Raw genomic sequence first — 18,740 nt, forward strand, 5'->3', positions numbered from 1 at the left:
TTGTATAAGATGCCGTTACACCTTTCAATTTGAGTGGATAATCAATCTTATTTATATTCTGCTGAAAATTGAAATTAACCTCGAAATTCAACCTGTAAATGAATCTTGCTTTAAAATAATGGCGGTATTTATTTTATATTTGAAATAAAGTATAGGAGGAGGAACAAAGCAAGAAACCAAACTTTGGTGATGGGCAAATAACATATTTAAAGCCTGTAACAGAGGAGCAGGGAAATTTTTTTGTGTTTTCTTGCTGCTCTATATATTAAACAGTTAGATCAAAAAATATTTCTAAATCTTATTCAAATCGATGAAAACAATAAAAATATAATAAGAAGTAATAAATCCTATTAAGGTAACTCCTTAAGGCTATTACTTTTTTTCTATTGTATTCTTTTTTATTTAATAAGTGCTTGTCGAACTTATTCTTTTTGACCTCTCTTAAGAACAACAATGATAAAAGAACAAATTAATGGATTGAAAAAGGTTTGGATTAATCATATTTATCCAGAAATCGATGAAGGGGCATTTCCTGTCAAACGTATCATAGGAGATGAAATTACTGTTTCAGCTGATATTTTCTGTGACGGTATTGATGAAATAGTTGCAGTGTTACATTTTAAGCATCAGTCGGAAAAGAATATTAAAAAAATCTATTTTCTTCCTTTAGGTAATGATCGATGGGAAACTCAATTTCAAGCCACCAAATTAGGTGTTTATACGTATTCATTACATGCATGGACCAGCGATTTTTTAACCTGGAGAAACAGATTTTTAAAAAAATTAGAGTTTAAAGAAGACATCGATATCGAAAAAAGGATAGGGGAAAATTTACTCAGAAAATCCTGTGAAAAAAATCCAAATCCTATCGTAGAAGAAATTATTAAAAAACTTTATGACTTAAAGAGTAAAGCCCAACTAAGAAAATTACTTACAAATCAAAAATTGGAATTATGGATGAATGAAAATCTTCAACCAGATTTCGTGAGCGATTCTAAAAATCTAACTCTTGTCATCGATCCAATTAAGGCAAGATTTAGTACATGGTACGAGGCATTTCCTCGTTCTTTGTCACCTGATCCGATGCAACATGGAACTTTTCAGGATGTGATTAATTATTTGCCTAAATTGCAGAAAATGGGCTTCGATGTACTTTATTTGCCTCCAATCCACCCTATTGGAATCAGCAATAGAAAAGGTGCAAACAATAGCCCTAAAGCCGGCGTTAAAGATCCAGGTAGCCCGTGGGCAATTGGTTCAAAAGAAGGAGGGCATAAAAGCATTCTACCCGAATTAGGCTCAATTAAAGATTTTCGTTTATTAATAAAGAAAGCTCGGGAACATCATATCGATATCGCCCTTGATTTTGCGATCCAGTGCAGTCCAGATCACCCTTATTTAAATGAGCACCCGGATTGGTTTAAACATCGTCCGGATGGAACTTTGCAATACGCTGAAAACCCTCCCAAAAAATATCAGGATATTTATCCTTTAAATTTTGCCTCTAAAGAATGGCCGTTAATGTGGGAAGAGTTAAAATCAATTGTCGCGTTTTGGGTAAAAGAAGGGGTAACCCTGTTCAGAGTAGATAACCCACATACAAAACCCTTTATTTTCTGGCAGTGGTTAATCAATGAAATTAAATCAAAAAATCCTGAGGTATTGTTTTTAGCTGAAGCATTTACACGCCCCAAAGTGATGCAACATTTAGCTAAATGCGGTTTTTCACAATCCTATACCTATTTTACATGGCGTAATACAAAAGAAGAACTCACCTCGTACTTAACAGAATTAATCTCGACTCCTTTAATTGACTATTTCCGTCCCAACTTTTGGGTAAATACTCCGGATATATTAACAGAGGTATTACAAAAAGGCGGCCGTCCTGCCTTTATTATTCGTTTGATATTGGCAGCAACTTTAAGCGCCAATTATGGAATGTTTGGTCCTGCCTATGAAAATTGTATCCGAGAGCCCTTACATGAAGGTTCTGAAGAATATATGGATTCTGAGAAATACCGAATTGCTTTTTGGAAAGATTCTAAAGAAAATATAAGTGAACTGATTTCCTTAGTGAATGCCATTCGCTATCTGCATCCCTGTTTACAAAATAATAGCTCACTCATTTTTTATCCTACGGATAATCCTCAGATTATTTGTTACAGCAAGCATGATTCTTCCAGTAAAGATACACTCCTTATGGTCGTGAATCTTGATTATCAGTACAAACAATCAGGTTTCATTTCAATTGATTTAAATCTTCTTGGAATCAAAACAAACCCATTTAAAGTGCGTGATTTATTTACTAACGAAATTTATACATGGCAACACGGATCCTGTTATGTAGAACTTGATCCACAAAAAGAGCGGTATGCTCATATTTTACATGTAAAGGATGTACTCTAATGAATTTAATAAACAATCTCTCAGATTGGTACAAAGATGCAATCATTTATCAGGTGCACGTACGAAGTTTCTATGACAGCAATGGAGATGGGATAGGTGATTTTAAAGGATTAATGGACAAACTTCCTTATATTGAATTTTTAGGGGTTAATACTATCTGGTTACTGCCTTTTTATCCTTCCCCTTTGAAAGACGAGGGCTATGACATCGCAGATTATATGACTGTGAATCCTATATATGGAACACTAAATGATTTCAAAAAATTTTTAAAAGAGGCTCATAAAAGAAACATCAGAGTCATCACCGAATTAGTCATCAATCATACATCAAGCCAACATGAATGGTTTAAAAAATCACGTAATGCAAAACCGGGCTCGCCCTGGAGAAATTTCTATGTATGGAGTGATACCCCCGATAAATACAGTGAAGCAAGAATTATATTTCGTGATTTTGAAACGTCTAATTGGACTTGGGATTCAACTGCAGATGCTTATTATTGGCATCGTTTTTATTCCCATCAGCCTGATTTAAATTACGATAATCCCAATGTGCAAAAAGAAATATTCAAAATCGTTGATTTTTGGTTGGGAATGGGAGTTGATGGATTAAGGCTGGATGCAATTCCTTATTTATTTCAAAGGGAGGGCACCAATTGCGAGAATCTTCCAGAAACACATCAATTTTTAAAAAAACTCAATGCACATATACAAAATAAATTCAAAAATAAATTTCTTTTGGCGGAAGCAAATCAATGGCCAGAAGATGCAGTAAAGTATTTTGGTGATGGGGATGAGTGCCAAATGGCATTTCATTTCCCATTAATGCCAAGGATGTATATGTCTGTGCAAATGGAAGATCGCTTCCCTATTATAGACATTATGGAACAAACCCCGACCCTTCCTGAACCATGCCAATGGGCAATATTTTTAAGAAATCATGATGAATTAACTTTGGAAATGGTCACTGATGAAGAACGGGATTTTATGTATCGCATGTATACTAACGATCCCAAAATGCGAATTAATTTAGGAATTAGGCGTCGGCTTGCTCCTTTAATGTCCGGAGATAGAAGAAAAATAGAATTGTTAAATGCTTTTTTATTTTCTATGCCAGGTACCCCCGTTATTTATTATGGCGATGAAATCGGCATGGGCGATAATTTTTATCTTGGGGATAGAAATGGTGTAAGAACACCGATGCAATGGTCTAATGACAGTAATGCGGGCTTCTCTGAGGCTAACCCTCAAAAACTATACTTACCTGTTATTATTGATCCCGAATACAACTATCAAGCTGTCAATGTCAAATTACAAGAAGGTAATTCTCAATCATTATTGTGCTGGATGAAAAAACTCATCGAGCTTAGAAGCGCATATACTGCATTTAGCCGAGGGAGTATTGAATTTTTATATCCTAATAATTCAAAGGTTATTGCCTTTTATCGAATTCATAACGAACAAAAAATATTGGTGCTCATCAATTTATCTCGTCATACGCAAAATTTTAATCTGGATCTCTCACAGTTCGTTAATCATCCACTTATAGAAGCTTTTGGAAAAACAGAATTCCCTACGATTACAGAAAATCCTTATTTTTTTATATTGTCCCCTTATGGATTTTTATGGTTGGAAATAGGAGAAAAATCCAAGGTTCCTGAAAGTTTGAATTTAAAAGACAGAATACTCAATATAAAAGACAAATGGAGTGAAATCCTATCAGGCTCTAACCGTAAAAAATTAGAAGGCTTGTTACTGGATTACATTCCCACATGCAGGTGGTACCGATCCAAGAGTAATTTAATTTCCAAAGTAAAAATTATGGATGAGATTTTATTTAAAAATCATAAAAATCCTATATATTTTCTTCTATTAGAAATTGATTATATCAACAAACATTCAGAAGATTATTTTTTATTTTTAACTTCTGAAGTTGGAGAGGACTTTACTGAAAAAGCAATTTGTCAATTAATTGACAGAAAGGGACAACAAACTTTTTTAATTGATGCCTTGTATAGTACAAATGCTAGCATGCACTTATTTCATTTTTTCCGATCCAATAAAACAATTCAGGGAACTGTAGGTTCCATTGCAGTCAATACCACGCGTTATAAAGAAATTTTAAATAAAAAAGAAGATGTAATTATAAAACCTCTAGATAAAGAACAGTCTAATACATCGCTTTTGTATGGGGATACCGCTCTTTTGAAAATGTATCGTCTTTCTGAAAAAGGGATTAATCCAGAAGTAGAAATAAATGAATTTCTTCTGAGTAACAATAAATATATCTCGCCTAAATTAGCAGTGACCATTAATTATATTAACAAGCAAAATATATCAACCGCGGGAATCATTCAAGAGTATATTCCTAACGAAGGAGATGGCTGGAATTATAGTTTAAATATTATTTCTAATATTTGTGAAAATTTTAAAAGTTTCGATTTATTTCAAAATAAAAAAGAAGTGGTATTTCCCTGGATAAAAATTAGCGATCCTCTTCCGAAAAAGATTTTAGACTCATTAGATATTTACGCACACGCTGTAAAAATCATTGCACAAAAAACAGCCCAGATGCACTTGGCATTGATGGGTAATGCTTCCAATAAAGCATTCGAAGCAGAAAATTACACACTCTTTGATCAGCGAAGTTTATATCAATCCCTGAGAAGTGTGATTGTCAAAACATCTAAACTGGTCTCTGCCAAATCACTGAGTATAAATGGGGAAATGCAAAAAAAACTGGACTTTTTCTTCAGTAACAAAAATAAGTTATTCAATAATTTGGAATATCTTCTTTCTAAAAAATTAGGGGGGAAAAAAATACGGTGTCATGGAGATTTTCATCTTGGGCAGACTTTGTATACCGGTGACGACTTTATCATTATTGATTATGAGGGTGAACCATGCAGGCCATTATCGGAACGTAAAATAAAATATCCCCCATTAAAAGATTTGGCGAGCATGTTACGTTCCTTTCATTATGCGATTTATACTGTGCTTAATGAGAATATGCTTATCTCATCTTCTTTTGATCCGGAAATATGGTATAGCTGGATTTGCAATATATTTATTCAGACCTATCTTGATTACCCTGAAGTTCGCTCATTATTACCTTCTGAAAATGAATTTTTTTCGCTGCTCCTCAAAGCTTATATGCTAGAGAAAGTATTCTACGAAATAAATTATGAAATAAACAATCGACCTGATTGGGTCCACGTACCTTGTATGGGTTTATTGAACCTTATGGGAGATAACCCATTATGAATGAAAATAAAAATATTTTATTTGAGCTGGCTCAATATTTAGGAATTCAAACGCACTATGAGAATTCATTTGGTGAAATAATAGAGTGCCGTGCTGAGGTTTTAATTAAAATTCTTAATTCATTAGGTATTAAAATCAGAACGATTGAAGAATCAGGAAAAATTTTAAAAAATTTAATCCTTGAAAAGGTGAATCAAAAAATTGATGAGATCTATGTTTTGTGGGATGGAAAAGGAAAGATCACTTTAAATCTTACCCAAAAGGAATTAGAGGCGCCAATTTATTATGAAATCCATTTAGAATATGGATCAACAATCAAGAAAAAAATAAATATTGCGCCATCGAAAGTAAAAAAAATTCTTGAACAAGGGATCACTTATTTTGAATCCCTTATTCCATTGCCCCAGTTACCTTTTGGGTATCATCATCTGACTCTTACAATATCTGATAAAAAATATTATTGTTTTATTATTAGTGCTCCACGCCATATGTATACTGAGCGGGTGATGAGCCAAGACAAACTTTATGGAATTTTTTCACCCATTTATGCCTTGCATGATGCTCAATCTCTGGATTGTGGAGATTTGGGAACCTTAACTCGATTTTCTAAATATATCGCAGACCAAGGAGGGAAAGTAGTAGGGACAATGCCTTTTTTTTCATCCTTTCTCAAAGAGGGTTTTGAGCCAAGCCCTTATTCACCTGTTAGCCGTATGTTTTGGAATGAATTGTATTTAGATCTGAAAGCCCTAGGTATTGATTTAAAAAAATATCCTAAACCAAGAGATGGAAAAAAAGGAAGAGTAATCGATTTAAAGAAAATTGCCTCATTTAAAAGAGAAATAATCCATAAAGAAATGGAAAAATATGTTTCGCTGCCAGAAAACAAAAAAGAATTTGAGACTTATGTGGCAGAGAATCCCGAAATTAAAAACTACGCCTGGTTTCAAACACAATTTGAAATGTCAGAAAGTGTAAAAGATTTCTGGAGAAAAGGAGAAAAACCACACAAGCTAACCTTTGACGAATCTTCAAATCCAACATATCGCTATCATCTGTTCGTTCAGTGGCAGATGGCAAAACAATTAAAAGATTTAAAAAAGCAAATCAATGAGCAAAATCAATTGCTTTATTTGGATTTGCCGGTGGGGGTACATCAAGAAGGATTTGATTCCTGGTATTTCCAAGAAGATTTTGTTCAAAATATGACTATCGGGGCCCCACCTGATCCTGTTTATAAACAAGGGCAAAACTGGGGAAGCCCGCCATTAAACCCAATAACGATCCGAAAAAATCATTATGCTTATTTGATTAATATGTTGCGAAATATTCTTCCTTATGTCGACATATTGCGCATTGATCATGTGATGGGATTTAACCGCTTGTTTTGGATTCCAGAACTTTGTAACCCTGAAGAAGGGGCTTATGTTCAATATAATACAGAAGAGATATATGCCATTTTGTGTATTGAATCAAATCGATATAAGACAACCTTCATAGGTGAAAATTTAGGATTAGTCCCTAAGTCAACGAATCAAATGATGAGAAAACACGCTATGTTGCAAATGCATATAGTACAGTATCTTCTTGAATCTAAAATAAAACTTACCCCTCAATCTGAACTGATGCTCACCAGTTTAAATACTCATGACATGCCAACGTTTTATTCTTATTGTAATTCGATAGATATTCAAAATAACTATGAAAATAAAATTATTTCTGCAGATGACTATGAGAAAGAACTCATTTTACGGCATAAAAATATTAATAAATTAAAAAAATTTTTACTAAAGGATGGAGACGCTGAATCCACTTTAATCCAATCCGTATTAAAATTTTTAGCTCAGAGTCAAGCACAAATATTAATGATCAATATAGAAGATCTATGGAGTGAGGTATACGGTCAAAATATTCCGGGTCAGAAGAATGAGTCAAATTGGAGAAGAAGTCTTGCTTATTCTTTAGAAGATATCGCACTGCTTCCTGACGTCAAAAATACTCTAGATTGTGTGACCCTTTGGCGCAAAAGTGAGATGGATTCGGATATTCAAGCAAATCAAGAGATGTGCATCAGTTCCCATGATATTTACTTATTCAATGAAGGACGCCATTTTAAATTGTATGAGCATTTAGGGGCTCATCCTCTTATTAGAAATGGAGTAAAAGGGATTAATTTTGCAGTTTGGGCGCCTAATGCAGAGAAAGTATCGGTAATCGGAAGTTTTAATTCCTGGGATACAAACAAACATAATATGCACATGCTAGAGCATTCAGGGATTTGGGAAGTATTTATTCCTGAAGCCCGGGAAGGAGATTTATACAAATATTATATTCAATCCAAACATCATATGCATCGAAGTGAGCGCAGCGACCCCTTTGCCTTTTATCAGGAAATCGCACCTAAAACTGCCTCGATTATCTGGCATTCACATTTTGAATGGAATGATGAACAATGGATGAAAAAAAGACATCAATATCAGAATATTCATGCTCCAATTTCTATTTATGAAGTCCATGTAGGTTCTTGGAGAAGGGTAGTTGAAGATGAGGATCGGCCTTTAACTTATAGAGAACTTGCTCCATTACTGACTGAATATGTTTTATCAATGAATTTTACCCATGTAGAGTTTCTACCCTTAATGGAACATCCTTTTTATGGATCTTGGGGTTATCAAACACTGGGATATTTTGCACCAAGCTCACGATATGGATCTCCAGATGATTTCAAATTCTTAATTGATTACTTACACCAAAACAATATTGGTGTCATTCTTGACTGGGTACCTTCTCATTTTCCAAACGACCTTCATGGTCTTGCTTACTTTGATGGGACGCATTTATATGAACATGCCGACCCTAAAAAGGGATTTCATCCGGATTGGAAAAGTGCGATTTTCAACTATGGGCGGCATGAAATTAAATCATTTTTAATTAGCAGCGCTCTTTTCTGGTTGGACCAATACCATGTAGATGGTATCCGGGTTGATGCGGTTGCTTCGATGTTGTATTTAAATTATTCCCGTAATGAAGGCGAATGGATACCGAATATCTATGGTGGTCATGAAAATCTGGAGGCCATTCAATTTCTAAAAGAATTAAATGAGGTACTTTATTCAAATTATCCAGACATACAAACTTTTGCTGAAGAATCAACCGCATGGCCCGGAGTTTCTCGCCCGACTTATTTAGGAGGTTTGGGGTTTGGTTTTAAATGGGATATGGGGTGGATGCATGATACGCTGTCCTATTTAAGTAAAGATCCCATACATCGAAGTTATCATCAGCATCAACTGACTTTTCGAATGATCTATGCTTTTACAGAAAATTTTGTTTTGTCTTTATCTCACGATGAAGTAGTTCATGGTAAAGGATCCCTTATCAATAAAATGCCTGGGAATGAGTGGGAGCAATTCGCCAATTTAAGACTTCTATTTGGTTATATGTTTGGTATGCCGGGGAAAAAACTGATGTTTATGGGGAATGAATTTGGCCAAAGAAGTGAGTGGCGGCATGAATACAGCCTTGATTGGCATCTATTGCAGTATGAGTATCATGCAGGAATACAAAAATGGATTTCTCGATTGAATCAATTATATAAATCCGAAAATGCGCTTCATGATTACGATCATAATCCAACGGGGTTTGAATGGATAGATGCTAATGACTCTCAAAACAGTGTCTATAGCTTTCTTCGTAAATCTCATAATAACGAAATGATTTTGGTTTTAATAAACTGTACTCCCATTTCCAGACTCATGTATCGAGTTGGTGTGCCTTCATCACAAACATGGCATTTAGTGGTTTCTAGCGATGATAAAGAGTTTGGCGGCGCAGAACGTTTCCCTCACGAACTAATGGCAGAATCCGTACCTTTTCATGGGAGAGAACTTTCTCTCACTTTAGACATACCAGGCCTTAGCATGGGATTTTATAAATGTACGTAAAAAGACGAACATTAGGTGCTCACTTAAAAACAAATGGTCAATGTGAATTTAAAATCTGGGCTCCATTTTTAAAAGAATTGATGGTGGAAATAATACCCAAGGACAACAAACCTTATCGCCTGCCTATGAATAAAGATGAAGAGGGGTATTTTTTGCTTGTTGCGGAGGGAATTCATCCTAAAGATCGATATTATTATTGCTCTGGTTCGGAGAGGCTTCCTGACTTGGCAGCAGATTATCTTCCCGAAGGCATTAACGGCCCTGCAGAAATATTGTTAAAACAAAATGGATGTGTATGGAAAGGACGAACTTTAGAAAGTTATATTATTTATGAATTACATGTTGGAACTTATACTCCTGAAGGAACTTTTTCCGCCATTATTCCGCATCTATCTGAGCTTAAGGAATTAGGTATTACCGCCTTGGAAATTATGCCTGTAGCCCAATTTTCAGGAAATCGAAATTGGGGGTACGATGGGGTTTTTCCCTTTGCTGTCCAAAATACCTATGGAGGACCAGAGGAATTAAAAAAGTTGGTTCATGCATGCCATCAATTAAATATTGCTGTCATTTTAGATGTGGTTTATAACCATATCGGTCCTGAAGGAAATTACTTTGAAAAATTTGGGCCATATTTTACAGATAAATACAAAACACCCTGGGGAAAAAGCCTTAACTTCGATGATGCGTACAGTCATCAGGTTCGCAATTATTTTATAGAAAATGCCTTGCACTGGTTCATAGAATATGGAATCGATGCATTAAGGCTTGATGCATTACACGCCATTGTAGATAACTCTGCATATCCTTTCCTGGAAGAATTAGCAGACGAGGTCGCTGCATTATCAAAAGAACAAAATTATCTATATTATCTTATTGCTGAAAGTAGTGCTAACGATACACGGTTAGTTCGAGATAAAGAGCAGTACGGTTTTGGTATTCATGCCCAGTGGAATGATGAATTCCATCACGCATTACACAGTCTTATCACTAAAGAGCGTCATGGGTATTATGAAGATTTTGGAGAGATTCAATTATTTGTTAAAGCCTATCAGGAAGGATTTGCTTATTCAGGTGAATACTCTCGTTTTCGGAAAAGACCTCATGGAATGAGTTCCGCCAATATTCCTGCAGATCGCTTTATTGTTTTCATGCAAAATCATGATCATATAGGAAATAGGCCCATGGGAGATCGATTGACTCAAACACTTTCACCCATGCAGATTAAGTTCTATGCCTCTCTTTTATTTTTCTCGCCATATATCCCGCTTATATTTATGGGAGAGGAATATGGGGATACAGCTCCTTTTCAATATTTTATCAGTCATTCTGATCCTGATCTCATTAGAGCAGTTCGGGAAGGAAGAAAAAAAGAATTTTCTTTTATGCATCATGAAGCAATACCAGACCCGCAATCGGAACAAACGTTTATCAATAGTAAATTAAACCATGCCTTAAAAAATCAACAAAAATATAAGGGGATATGGCAATTTTATAAGAGATTAATTGAATTACGAACAACCAAACCTGCCTTATATACATTATCGAAAGAAAATATGGAATTGAAATTAATCGATAGCAAACTATTGTTCATCACCCGGGAAATGAATCATCATAGCTTATGCCTTGTTGCCAATTTTTCTCTCCACGAGGAGGATTACTCTTCCCATTTAAATACTCATACCTGGAAGTTAATCATCAATTCCTCAGAGTCCGAACCTTCTAATAACAAAATACCTTCATTTGGTATTTTAATTTTTGAAAAAGGAAATCCAAGTGAATAAATATCTTTGTATCCATGGACATTTTTATCAACCACCTCGAGAAAATCCCTGGTTGGAAGCAATTGAAAACCAAGGTTCGGCGAAACCTTATCACGATTGGAATGAGCGGATTTCCGAAGAATGTTACGCTCCCAATGCAGAAGCCAGAATACTCAACGCAGAAAGAAAAATTACTGAAATAACAAATAATTACTCTAAAATAAGTTTTAATTTTGGCCCTACACTTCTTTCTTGGATTAAATTTAAAAATCCAAAACTATTGCAAGCAATTATAGATGCTGACCAGACCAGTCAAGAGCGTTTTGGCGGCCATGGTAATGCTATTGCTCAAGCCTATAATCATATGATTTTGCCTTTGGCAAACAGTCGGGATAAATACACCCAGTTGTATTGGGGCATCAAAGATTTTGAATATTATTTTAATCGAAAACCTGAAGGTCTATGGCTGCCTGAGACTGCAGTCGATCTTGAAACACTCGATATGATGAGTGAATTGGGTATTCAATATACGATCTTGGCCCCAAACCAATTAAAGCAGATCAAATCTTTTAATGGTCCTGATTGGCAAAATGAATTTTCGATAGGGACCCCATATTTACAAAAACTACCTTCTGGAAGAGAAATTACTCTATTTTTCTATGATGGAGGTGTTGCTAAAGCAGTAGCTTTTGAAAAGCTGCTCACGCAAGGCGAACACTTTGCCCAACGCCTGTTGGATAGTTTTCCTCCCGAATATACGGAAAATACTCTAATGCACATAGCGACTGACGGTGAAACTTATGGCCATCATCATCCTTATGGTGATATGGGCTTGGCATATGCGTTAAATTACATAGAAGAAAACTCAGATGTACAATTGACGAACTATGCTCAATTTATGGAAATTCAACCCCCCGAATTTGAAGTAGAAATACATGAGAATTCTTCATGGAGTTGTGCCCATGGCGTGGAGCGTTGGCGAAGCAATTGCGGATGTAATAATGGAAAAGGATGGCACCAAGAATGGCGCGGTCCATTGAGGGACGCTTTGGATTGGTTACGAGACGAGTTAATTCCTGTTTTCGAAAAAAGTGTCAGAAGGTTGGTTAAAGATCCATGGGGTGCACGGAATGATTACATTAATGTACTCCATGATCGAACTCTTTTAGATGATTTCATTAAAAGAAACGAAAAAAAATCTCTAAATACAGAAGAAAAAAAAACATTAATCAAATGGATGGAGCTACAAAGACATGCCATGTTAATGTATACCAGTTGTGGCTGGTTTTTTGATGAACTCTCAGGTATAGAAACCATTCAGGTAATCAAATATGCGGCGCGAGTCATTCAATTGGCATTTGAGTTGACCCATAAGAATTATGAAAAAGACTTTGTTGATAAATTGGCTTTAGCACCATCCAATATTGCAGAATATGAAAATGGAGCCAAATTGTATTATAAGTGGGTCAAACCCCAGTGCATTGATCTCTATAAAGTATCCGCTCACTTGGCTGCGAGTTTACCATTTACAAAATATGAAGAAAAAAATCAAATTTATTGTTATGAAGCTTTATTAAAAAATACCAATACGGCTGTTGCTGGAAAAGAGCAGCTCATCACAGGAAAATTTTTGATAACTTCTCAGATTACAATGGATTCACTCGAGTTGTGGTATGCAGTTTTTTATCAGGGGGATCAGAATCTCATATCAGCTATTCGAACGCCTAATGAAGATCTCAAAGAAGTTGAAGAAAAATTGCAAGAAGCTTTTAATCAGGGCGATACCTTTGAAGTAGTAAAAATATTTGAGAGTAATTTCGGTTCAGATACTTTCTCAATTCGTGATTTATTCTATGACATGAAACTGAGGATCATGAAAGAGATTATTTCCTCCTTTCTAGTGGATCTTGAAAACAGTTACACTCAATTTTTTGATAATAATGCGACCTTAATTAACTTTATTTCAGAACTCCAAATAGAGTTCCCCCAATCCATATTTAGCGCAATTAATTCATTAATTAATCGTGATATTATTTTTTATTTATCTCCAGAAACATTCAATATTGAAAATTTAACCTTACTATTTGACAAAGCTAAAAAGTTAAATGTCATTTTGGATGCCCAGACGATTGCTTTTGCAGCCAATTCTTTGATTAAAAACAATGCCGAGGTCATTAAAGATAAAATAAGCGATTCAAAATATATTGAAGAACTTATTACTTTTGTCAGTTTTATAAAACAAATGCCCGTTGAAATAAATCTTTGGCATTTACAAAATGAAGTTTATTTATTAATGAAAAACAAGCAGTATGCCGAAGACCATTTATTCAAAGAGCTTGCTTCACAGCTGGATTTGGAGGTCTATTGATGCATGTTCCTCTATCCACTTATCGAATTCAGCTGAACAAAAATTTTACATTGACTCAAGCCGCGACTTTAGTTCCTTATTTTAAAAATTTAGGGATTAGTGATCTTTATCTTTCACCAATATTGCAGGCTCAGCCTGGAAGCCTGCATGGTTATGACGTTACCAATCCGAAACAAATTAATTCTGAGATCGGAGGAATAGAGGCTTTAAGACAGCTAGGGCATGAAGTGAAAAAAGCCGGCATGGGATTATGTCTTGATATAGTGCCTAATCACATGGCCGCGACAAGCCATAATGCTTACTGGCAAGATACTTTAAACCAGGGTGTCAAATCGGCCTATAGTGATTTATTTGATATAAAATGGGATATCTCATCTAAAACCAAACTTGTCTACCGGCGTTTTTTTGATATCAATGAGCTGGTTTGCTTACGAACAGAAAATGAAAAAGTTTTTGATTGGGCACATCAATTTATTTTTCAATTAATTCAAGAAGAACTCATTTCAGGTTTAAGGATCGATCACATTGATGGATTGAGAGAACCGCTTCATTATTTAAAGAAATTAAATAATGAAATAGGTAAGCCCTTTTATATCATTGCAGAAAAAATTCTTGGATATGATGAGAAATTGCCTGATATGTGGCCTTTATCTGGAACTACAGGTTATGATTTTTTAAATGAGGTAAACCAGATTTATATTTATCCCTTTGGTTTGTCTTCGATAAACCATTTCTACGATCACGCCATCTCAAATAAAGAAACCATTAAAGAAATTAAGATCAAATGTCTTAAGCTCGTGATTCAGGTTTTGTTTAAAAATGAATTTGATCGACTATGCCAGCAACTCCAGAATTTACTGAATGCACGAGTAGATGATTTACTGTTACAGTTCTCATCTTTAATGCCCGTCTATCGAATGTATCAGGAAAAGGACTCTATTCCTTTCAATAAAGAAATAGTTGAGCATATTACTGGACAAATGAACTTTGCTGACAAAAATTTATTGAATTTATTTAAATCATTGCTTTTAGAAGAATATCCAGAATCTTTTGATGAAGAAAAAAAACAACAATGGGACCATTGGCGGAATGATTGGGAAGTATTTACAGGACCTGTTATGGCTAAGGGTTTTGAGGATACTACATGTTATAATTATTTCGCTCTTTTATCTGTTAATGAGGTAGGGAGTGCGCCTCAATATTTTGTTTCGGGCGGTAATACAGAGAAATTTCATCAATACAATCAATACAAACAACAAAATTTTCCTTACAGTTTAAATACCACTTCAACACATGATACAAAACGAAGTGAGGATGTGCGTGCCAGAATTAATGTTTTGAGCGAGTTATACCAGGAGTGGAATGGCTTATTGACAGATTGGATGCAGTTAAATAAAGCAAAGAAAACCTCTTTAAACAATAAGGCATGCCCTGATGTAGTGGATGAGCTGCTTATCTATCAATCGATGTTAGGGATTTGGCCATTATCCGGGACCATCAATATCGAAGAGCGGATGAAGACCTTTTTAGTGAAAGCCTTTCGAGAAAGAAAGCAAAACTCTTCTTGGATAAATCCTAATGAGGATTATGAAAATAATGCAATCCGTTTTATGAAAAATATAATTGACGATCCTCAATTTATGTCATCCTTTCTAAAATTTCAAAATAAAGTAGCCTTTTTTGGCATGTTTAATTCTTTATCCCAACTCATTTTAAAAATGACCTGTCCAGGGATACCTGATATTTATCAAGGAAATGAAACTTGGTGTTATCATTTAGTGGATCCTGACAACCGAGAGATGGTTCATTATCAAACTTTAAGCAAACTTCATAGTGAGGAGCCGCTTATTAATTTGATAAATACCTGGAAGGATGGACGAATTAAATTTAATTTGACGAAACAAATCTTATTTTTGCGGCAACAATTCAAGGACATTTTTTTATCTGGAGCATATTTTCCCTTAGAAGCGAAAGGGCAAAAAAGTAAACATATCCTTTCTTTTATAAAAAAATACAACAATGAGTGGATCGCAGTGATCACCTGTCGCTGGTTTTCTGAATTAATTTCTGTAGATGATAACTGGAACAGCGGCATTTTTACTGATGATGCGATTGCTTTACCTGGATCTTTTGTTTCATTGCTTTCAGCAGAGCCAGCTAAAATAAGGAAAAATTTTTTAATTCGAGAGATGTTAAAAGAATTGCCTTTTTGTATTTTAAAAAACAAAGATTAAAGAAACTTCATTCAGGCCATCTAATCCTATATGTTTTTAAGATGGTCCTGAATACGGGTATATTTATCAGGGATGCTGATTGAAATGAATTTTTTAATATTCGTGCATCTTTTGAGTTGTATTGATGTGTCTTAAGTGGATTCAACCTGTTGATACAAAATCTAGGATTATGATAATTTGTGCCTTATGGAATGTTTTATTCCAATATAACTATTTGACAATAAACGATATTTTTCTTTAACATAAGGTTTGTCAAAACTATTTACGGAGAGAAAGATATGTCATGTAGATGGATATCGCGTCTTTTGTTTTTCTGTTTTTTTTTCACCTCTTTAACCTACGCTGCTTCAACTCAAAAAGAAGATCCCATAAAAATAAAATATGAGCGAAATACAATAGTAGTGCAAAATACTTCAAACAAAGTAGTTAATTTACGCGACGCTAAAATACAATTTAATTACTATGGCAGAATTTTAAAAATTACTAATGCCCAAGAAAATATTCAGGGCATTCATTTTCAATCACAGGATTTAAGACAAAGCGGTGGAAACAAAGTTTATACTGTGACAATCAGTACGGATAAAAAAAATCTCCTCAATCCGAATGCTTCACTAAAATTGAAATTGGTGAGTGATAAAAAAGATGTACCCCATGATTTTAAATTTTTCACTGCACCGCAACCAGTCAATGTAACCGTATCGGTACAGAATAAAGATTGGGTTGAAACCATTTCCGTATGCAATACTTCAGGCGCTAGCATACCACTAAAGAATATTGAATTTGATTTCAATTACAGCAAACCCATGTCAAATAAAATTTGGGGTTCCCCATGGGCTGAATGGAAATTAGCAAGCCAGACTGGAAATCAAGTTGTATTGATAGGTGGTACACCCGATACACCTGCACTTCCGTCTGATCCTGGATGTATGAATCCACTTACGATCAAATTTAATGCGTCTCCTTCTGCGCCTGCTCCTACTGGACCTTTTGTTTTTAAAGCGGAAATGGGTAATACTCCCTCAGTAGGTAATTTACATGTAAGTTTGGCTTCCTCTCCGGATGGTTCTTTACCAAATCCCTCCATTACTATTGCAGGGCCTAATACCAATGTGCAAAAAGCAATGACTTGGGGCACAAGTTGGGATTTAACTAATTTGCCTGTTGGTTCATACACTATCTCCGGTTCTACAGTAAGTAATGGCAGTCAATCCTACGTTGCAACACCGGTTAATGCTCAAGTAAACAGCCAACAGACTACTAATGCCAACATCACTTATCAGCCAGCTCCAACTGCAGCGGTAACCGTTACGCTTAATAATCCACCTACTGCGCAAGTCCCTTTAACTTTGACAGGCAAGAATGGAACAATCAATCAAACAGTATCTAATGGAACAGTATTGCATTTGGCCAATGATACTTATCAAGTCACCTCAAACATAGCTGGTTATAATTCAGTTGCTACACCCAATCCGCTGGTAATACCCAATGCTACAAGCCTCAGTATTTCTTACACAGCAATTAATACAGGGGATGCAGGTAGCAGGAAAATTAATTTTGTAAATCAATGCTCCTTCCCCGTATGGTTTGGATTTATAAGTGGTGCTACCCCAAATAAATCGGGTGGTGAAACTTGCGCCACCGATGCAGATTGTTACCCCAATAACACTTGCGTTGATAGAGGTGCTGGTGGGAAGCATTGCTTCTGGACAAATCCAGTTCCTGCAAATAATAACTTCAAACTTGCCCCTAATGGAGGAGTCAACAGTGTCGTGATTCCCTATACTAAATTACCGAACGGAGCCACTTGGAGCGGTGCTGCTGCAGGACGAACCAATTGTACTTCCGCAGGTTGTGAGACAGCGGATTGCGGTAATGGAGAAGGGGGTTGTCCCGCTGGAAGGGGATTCAAACAGCCCGCTACCCAAGCGGAATTTACCTTCCAAACATCTGCCACGGATTTCTATGATGTTTCAGCAGTTAATGGTTTGAATATTCCAGTGGCAATGACACCTGTGAATACGCCTGTCAATTCAAATGACCCATATAATTGCGGCGCACCAGGCTCTACAACACCGAATACAAATATAGGTGCTTGTACTTGGGATTTGAATCCTATTTACACCGAATTTAATTGGGTCCGTGCTGGAGGATCTGCTTGCACCAGCAGCTCTGATTGCCAATCAGGATCAGTATGTGGTTTGAGTGTCAATCCAGGCAAGACTCCCTTATTGCAAAAAACTTGTGGCAAATTAATTGGGTATTGGAACGCTAATGAGATTTGTGGGGTACAAAATAATTATGGCGCTCCTTTTAATTGCCAACAGCAATTACCTTCCCCCAATAATGCTTACAAAATGTTTCAATTATTAGGCTGTGCGCCAATTCCATCCTGTTACCAAAATGGTGCCCAAAATAACTGCTGTGGATGTGTGAATTGGGATCAAGAAGGTGTGGGAGTTCCTCCTGCTCCTTTTACGGAACAGTGTGTCAATAGCAACAATTATTGGGTTTCCAATGTAATGCCCGGATTAAAATGGATAAAACAAGCTTGTCCCTCTGTTTACACCTATCCTTATGACGACATGAGCAGCACATTCGTATGCAGGGTGATGAAAGACAGAAATGGTACGCAAGTAAACAGCGTCGACTATACAATTACATTCTGTCCTGGCGGTAAAACAGGCGGCGTTTCACCTTCCTGAAGAAAGCAATTTTAACGCACAAAATTAGGGTTAATCGGAGGCAGAAGCCTCCGATTTTATTCA

7 protein-coding genes are annotated in these 18,740 nt (G+C 35.7%); all 7 read left to right on the forward strand.

Features of this window, described 5'->3' with window-relative positions:
- The first annotated feature begins 453 nt into the window (after positions 1–453).
- Positions 454–2,406, forward strand: a complete 1,953-nt coding sequence (locus BU07_RS0108555; RefSeq protein WP_031565189.1) for an alpha-1,4-glucan--maltose-1-phosphate maltosyltransferase — start codon at positions 454–456, stop codon at positions 2,404–2,406.
- A complete protein-coding gene (gene treS, locus BU07_RS0108560; protein WP_031565191.1) occupies positions 2,406–5,666 on the forward strand; it encodes a maltose alpha-D-glucosyltransferase in 3,261 nt (1,086 codons plus the stop codon). Before BU07_RS0108555 ends, treS begins: the two co-directional genes overlap by 1 nt.
- A complete protein-coding gene (gene glgB / locus BU07_RS17245; protein ID WP_084157818.1) occupies positions 5,663–9,610 on the forward strand; it encodes a 1,4-alpha-glucan branching protein GlgB in 3,948 nt (1,315 codons plus the stop codon). Before treS ends, glgB begins: the two co-directional genes overlap by 4 nt.
- Entirely contained in the window at positions 9,601–11,394 is a 1,794-nt protein-coding gene (gene treZ / locus BU07_RS0108570; RefSeq protein ID WP_035899037.1) for a malto-oligosyltrehalose trehalohydrolase, read from the forward strand. The genes glgB and treZ overlap by 10 nt, the downstream gene beginning before the upstream one ends.
- On the forward strand, positions 11,387–13,741 hold the full coding sequence (locus BU07_RS0108575; protein WP_051635518.1) for a DUF3536 domain-containing protein: 2,355 nt from the start codon (positions 11,387–11,389) through the stop codon (positions 13,739–13,741). Before treZ ends, BU07_RS0108575 begins: the two co-directional genes overlap by 8 nt.
- Positions 13,741–15,975, forward strand: a complete 2,235-nt coding sequence (gene treY / locus BU07_RS0108580; protein ID WP_031565198.1) for a malto-oligosyltrehalose synthase — start codon at positions 13,741–13,743, stop codon at positions 15,973–15,975. Before BU07_RS0108575 ends, treY begins: the two co-directional genes overlap by 1 nt.
- 278 nt (positions 15,976–16,253) lie before the next feature.
- The gene (locus BU07_RS0108585; protein ID WP_031565200.1) at positions 16,254–18,677 is read left to right on the forward strand and encodes a thaumatin family protein; all 2,424 of its coding nucleotides are present in this window, start codon (positions 16,254–16,256) and stop codon (positions 18,675–18,677) included.
- Positions 18,678–18,740: the final 63 nt, after the last annotated feature.

This window comes from Legionella wadsworthii DSM 21896 = ATCC 33877 (assembly GCF_000701265.1).
Classification (GTDB): Bacteria; Pseudomonadota; Gammaproteobacteria; order Legionellales; family Legionellaceae; genus Legionella; species Legionella wadsworthii.

Bases quoted from the DNA above. Each gene is read 5' to 3' on its own strand.
- treS (WP_031565191.1), top strand. From the start codon at position 2,406: ATGAATTTAATAAACAATCTCTCAGATTGGTACAAAGATGCAATCATT.
- treY (WP_031565198.1), top strand. From the start codon at position 13,741: ATGCATGTTCCTCTATCCACTTATCGAATTCAGCTGAACAAAAATTTT.
- BU07_RS0108555 (WP_031565189.1), top strand. From the start codon at position 454: ATGATAAAAGAACAAATTAATGGATTGAAAAAGGTTTGGATTAATCAT.
- treZ (WP_035899037.1), top strand. From the start codon at position 9,601: ATGTACGTAAAAAGACGAACATTAGGTGCTCACTTAAAAACAAATGGT.
- BU07_RS0108585 (WP_031565200.1), top strand. From the start codon at position 16,254: ATGTCATGTAGATGGATATCGCGTCTTTTGTTTTTCTGTTTTTTTTTC.
- glgB (WP_084157818.1), top strand. From the start codon at position 5,663: ATGAATGAAAATAAAAATATTTTATTTGAGCTGGCTCAATATTTAGGA.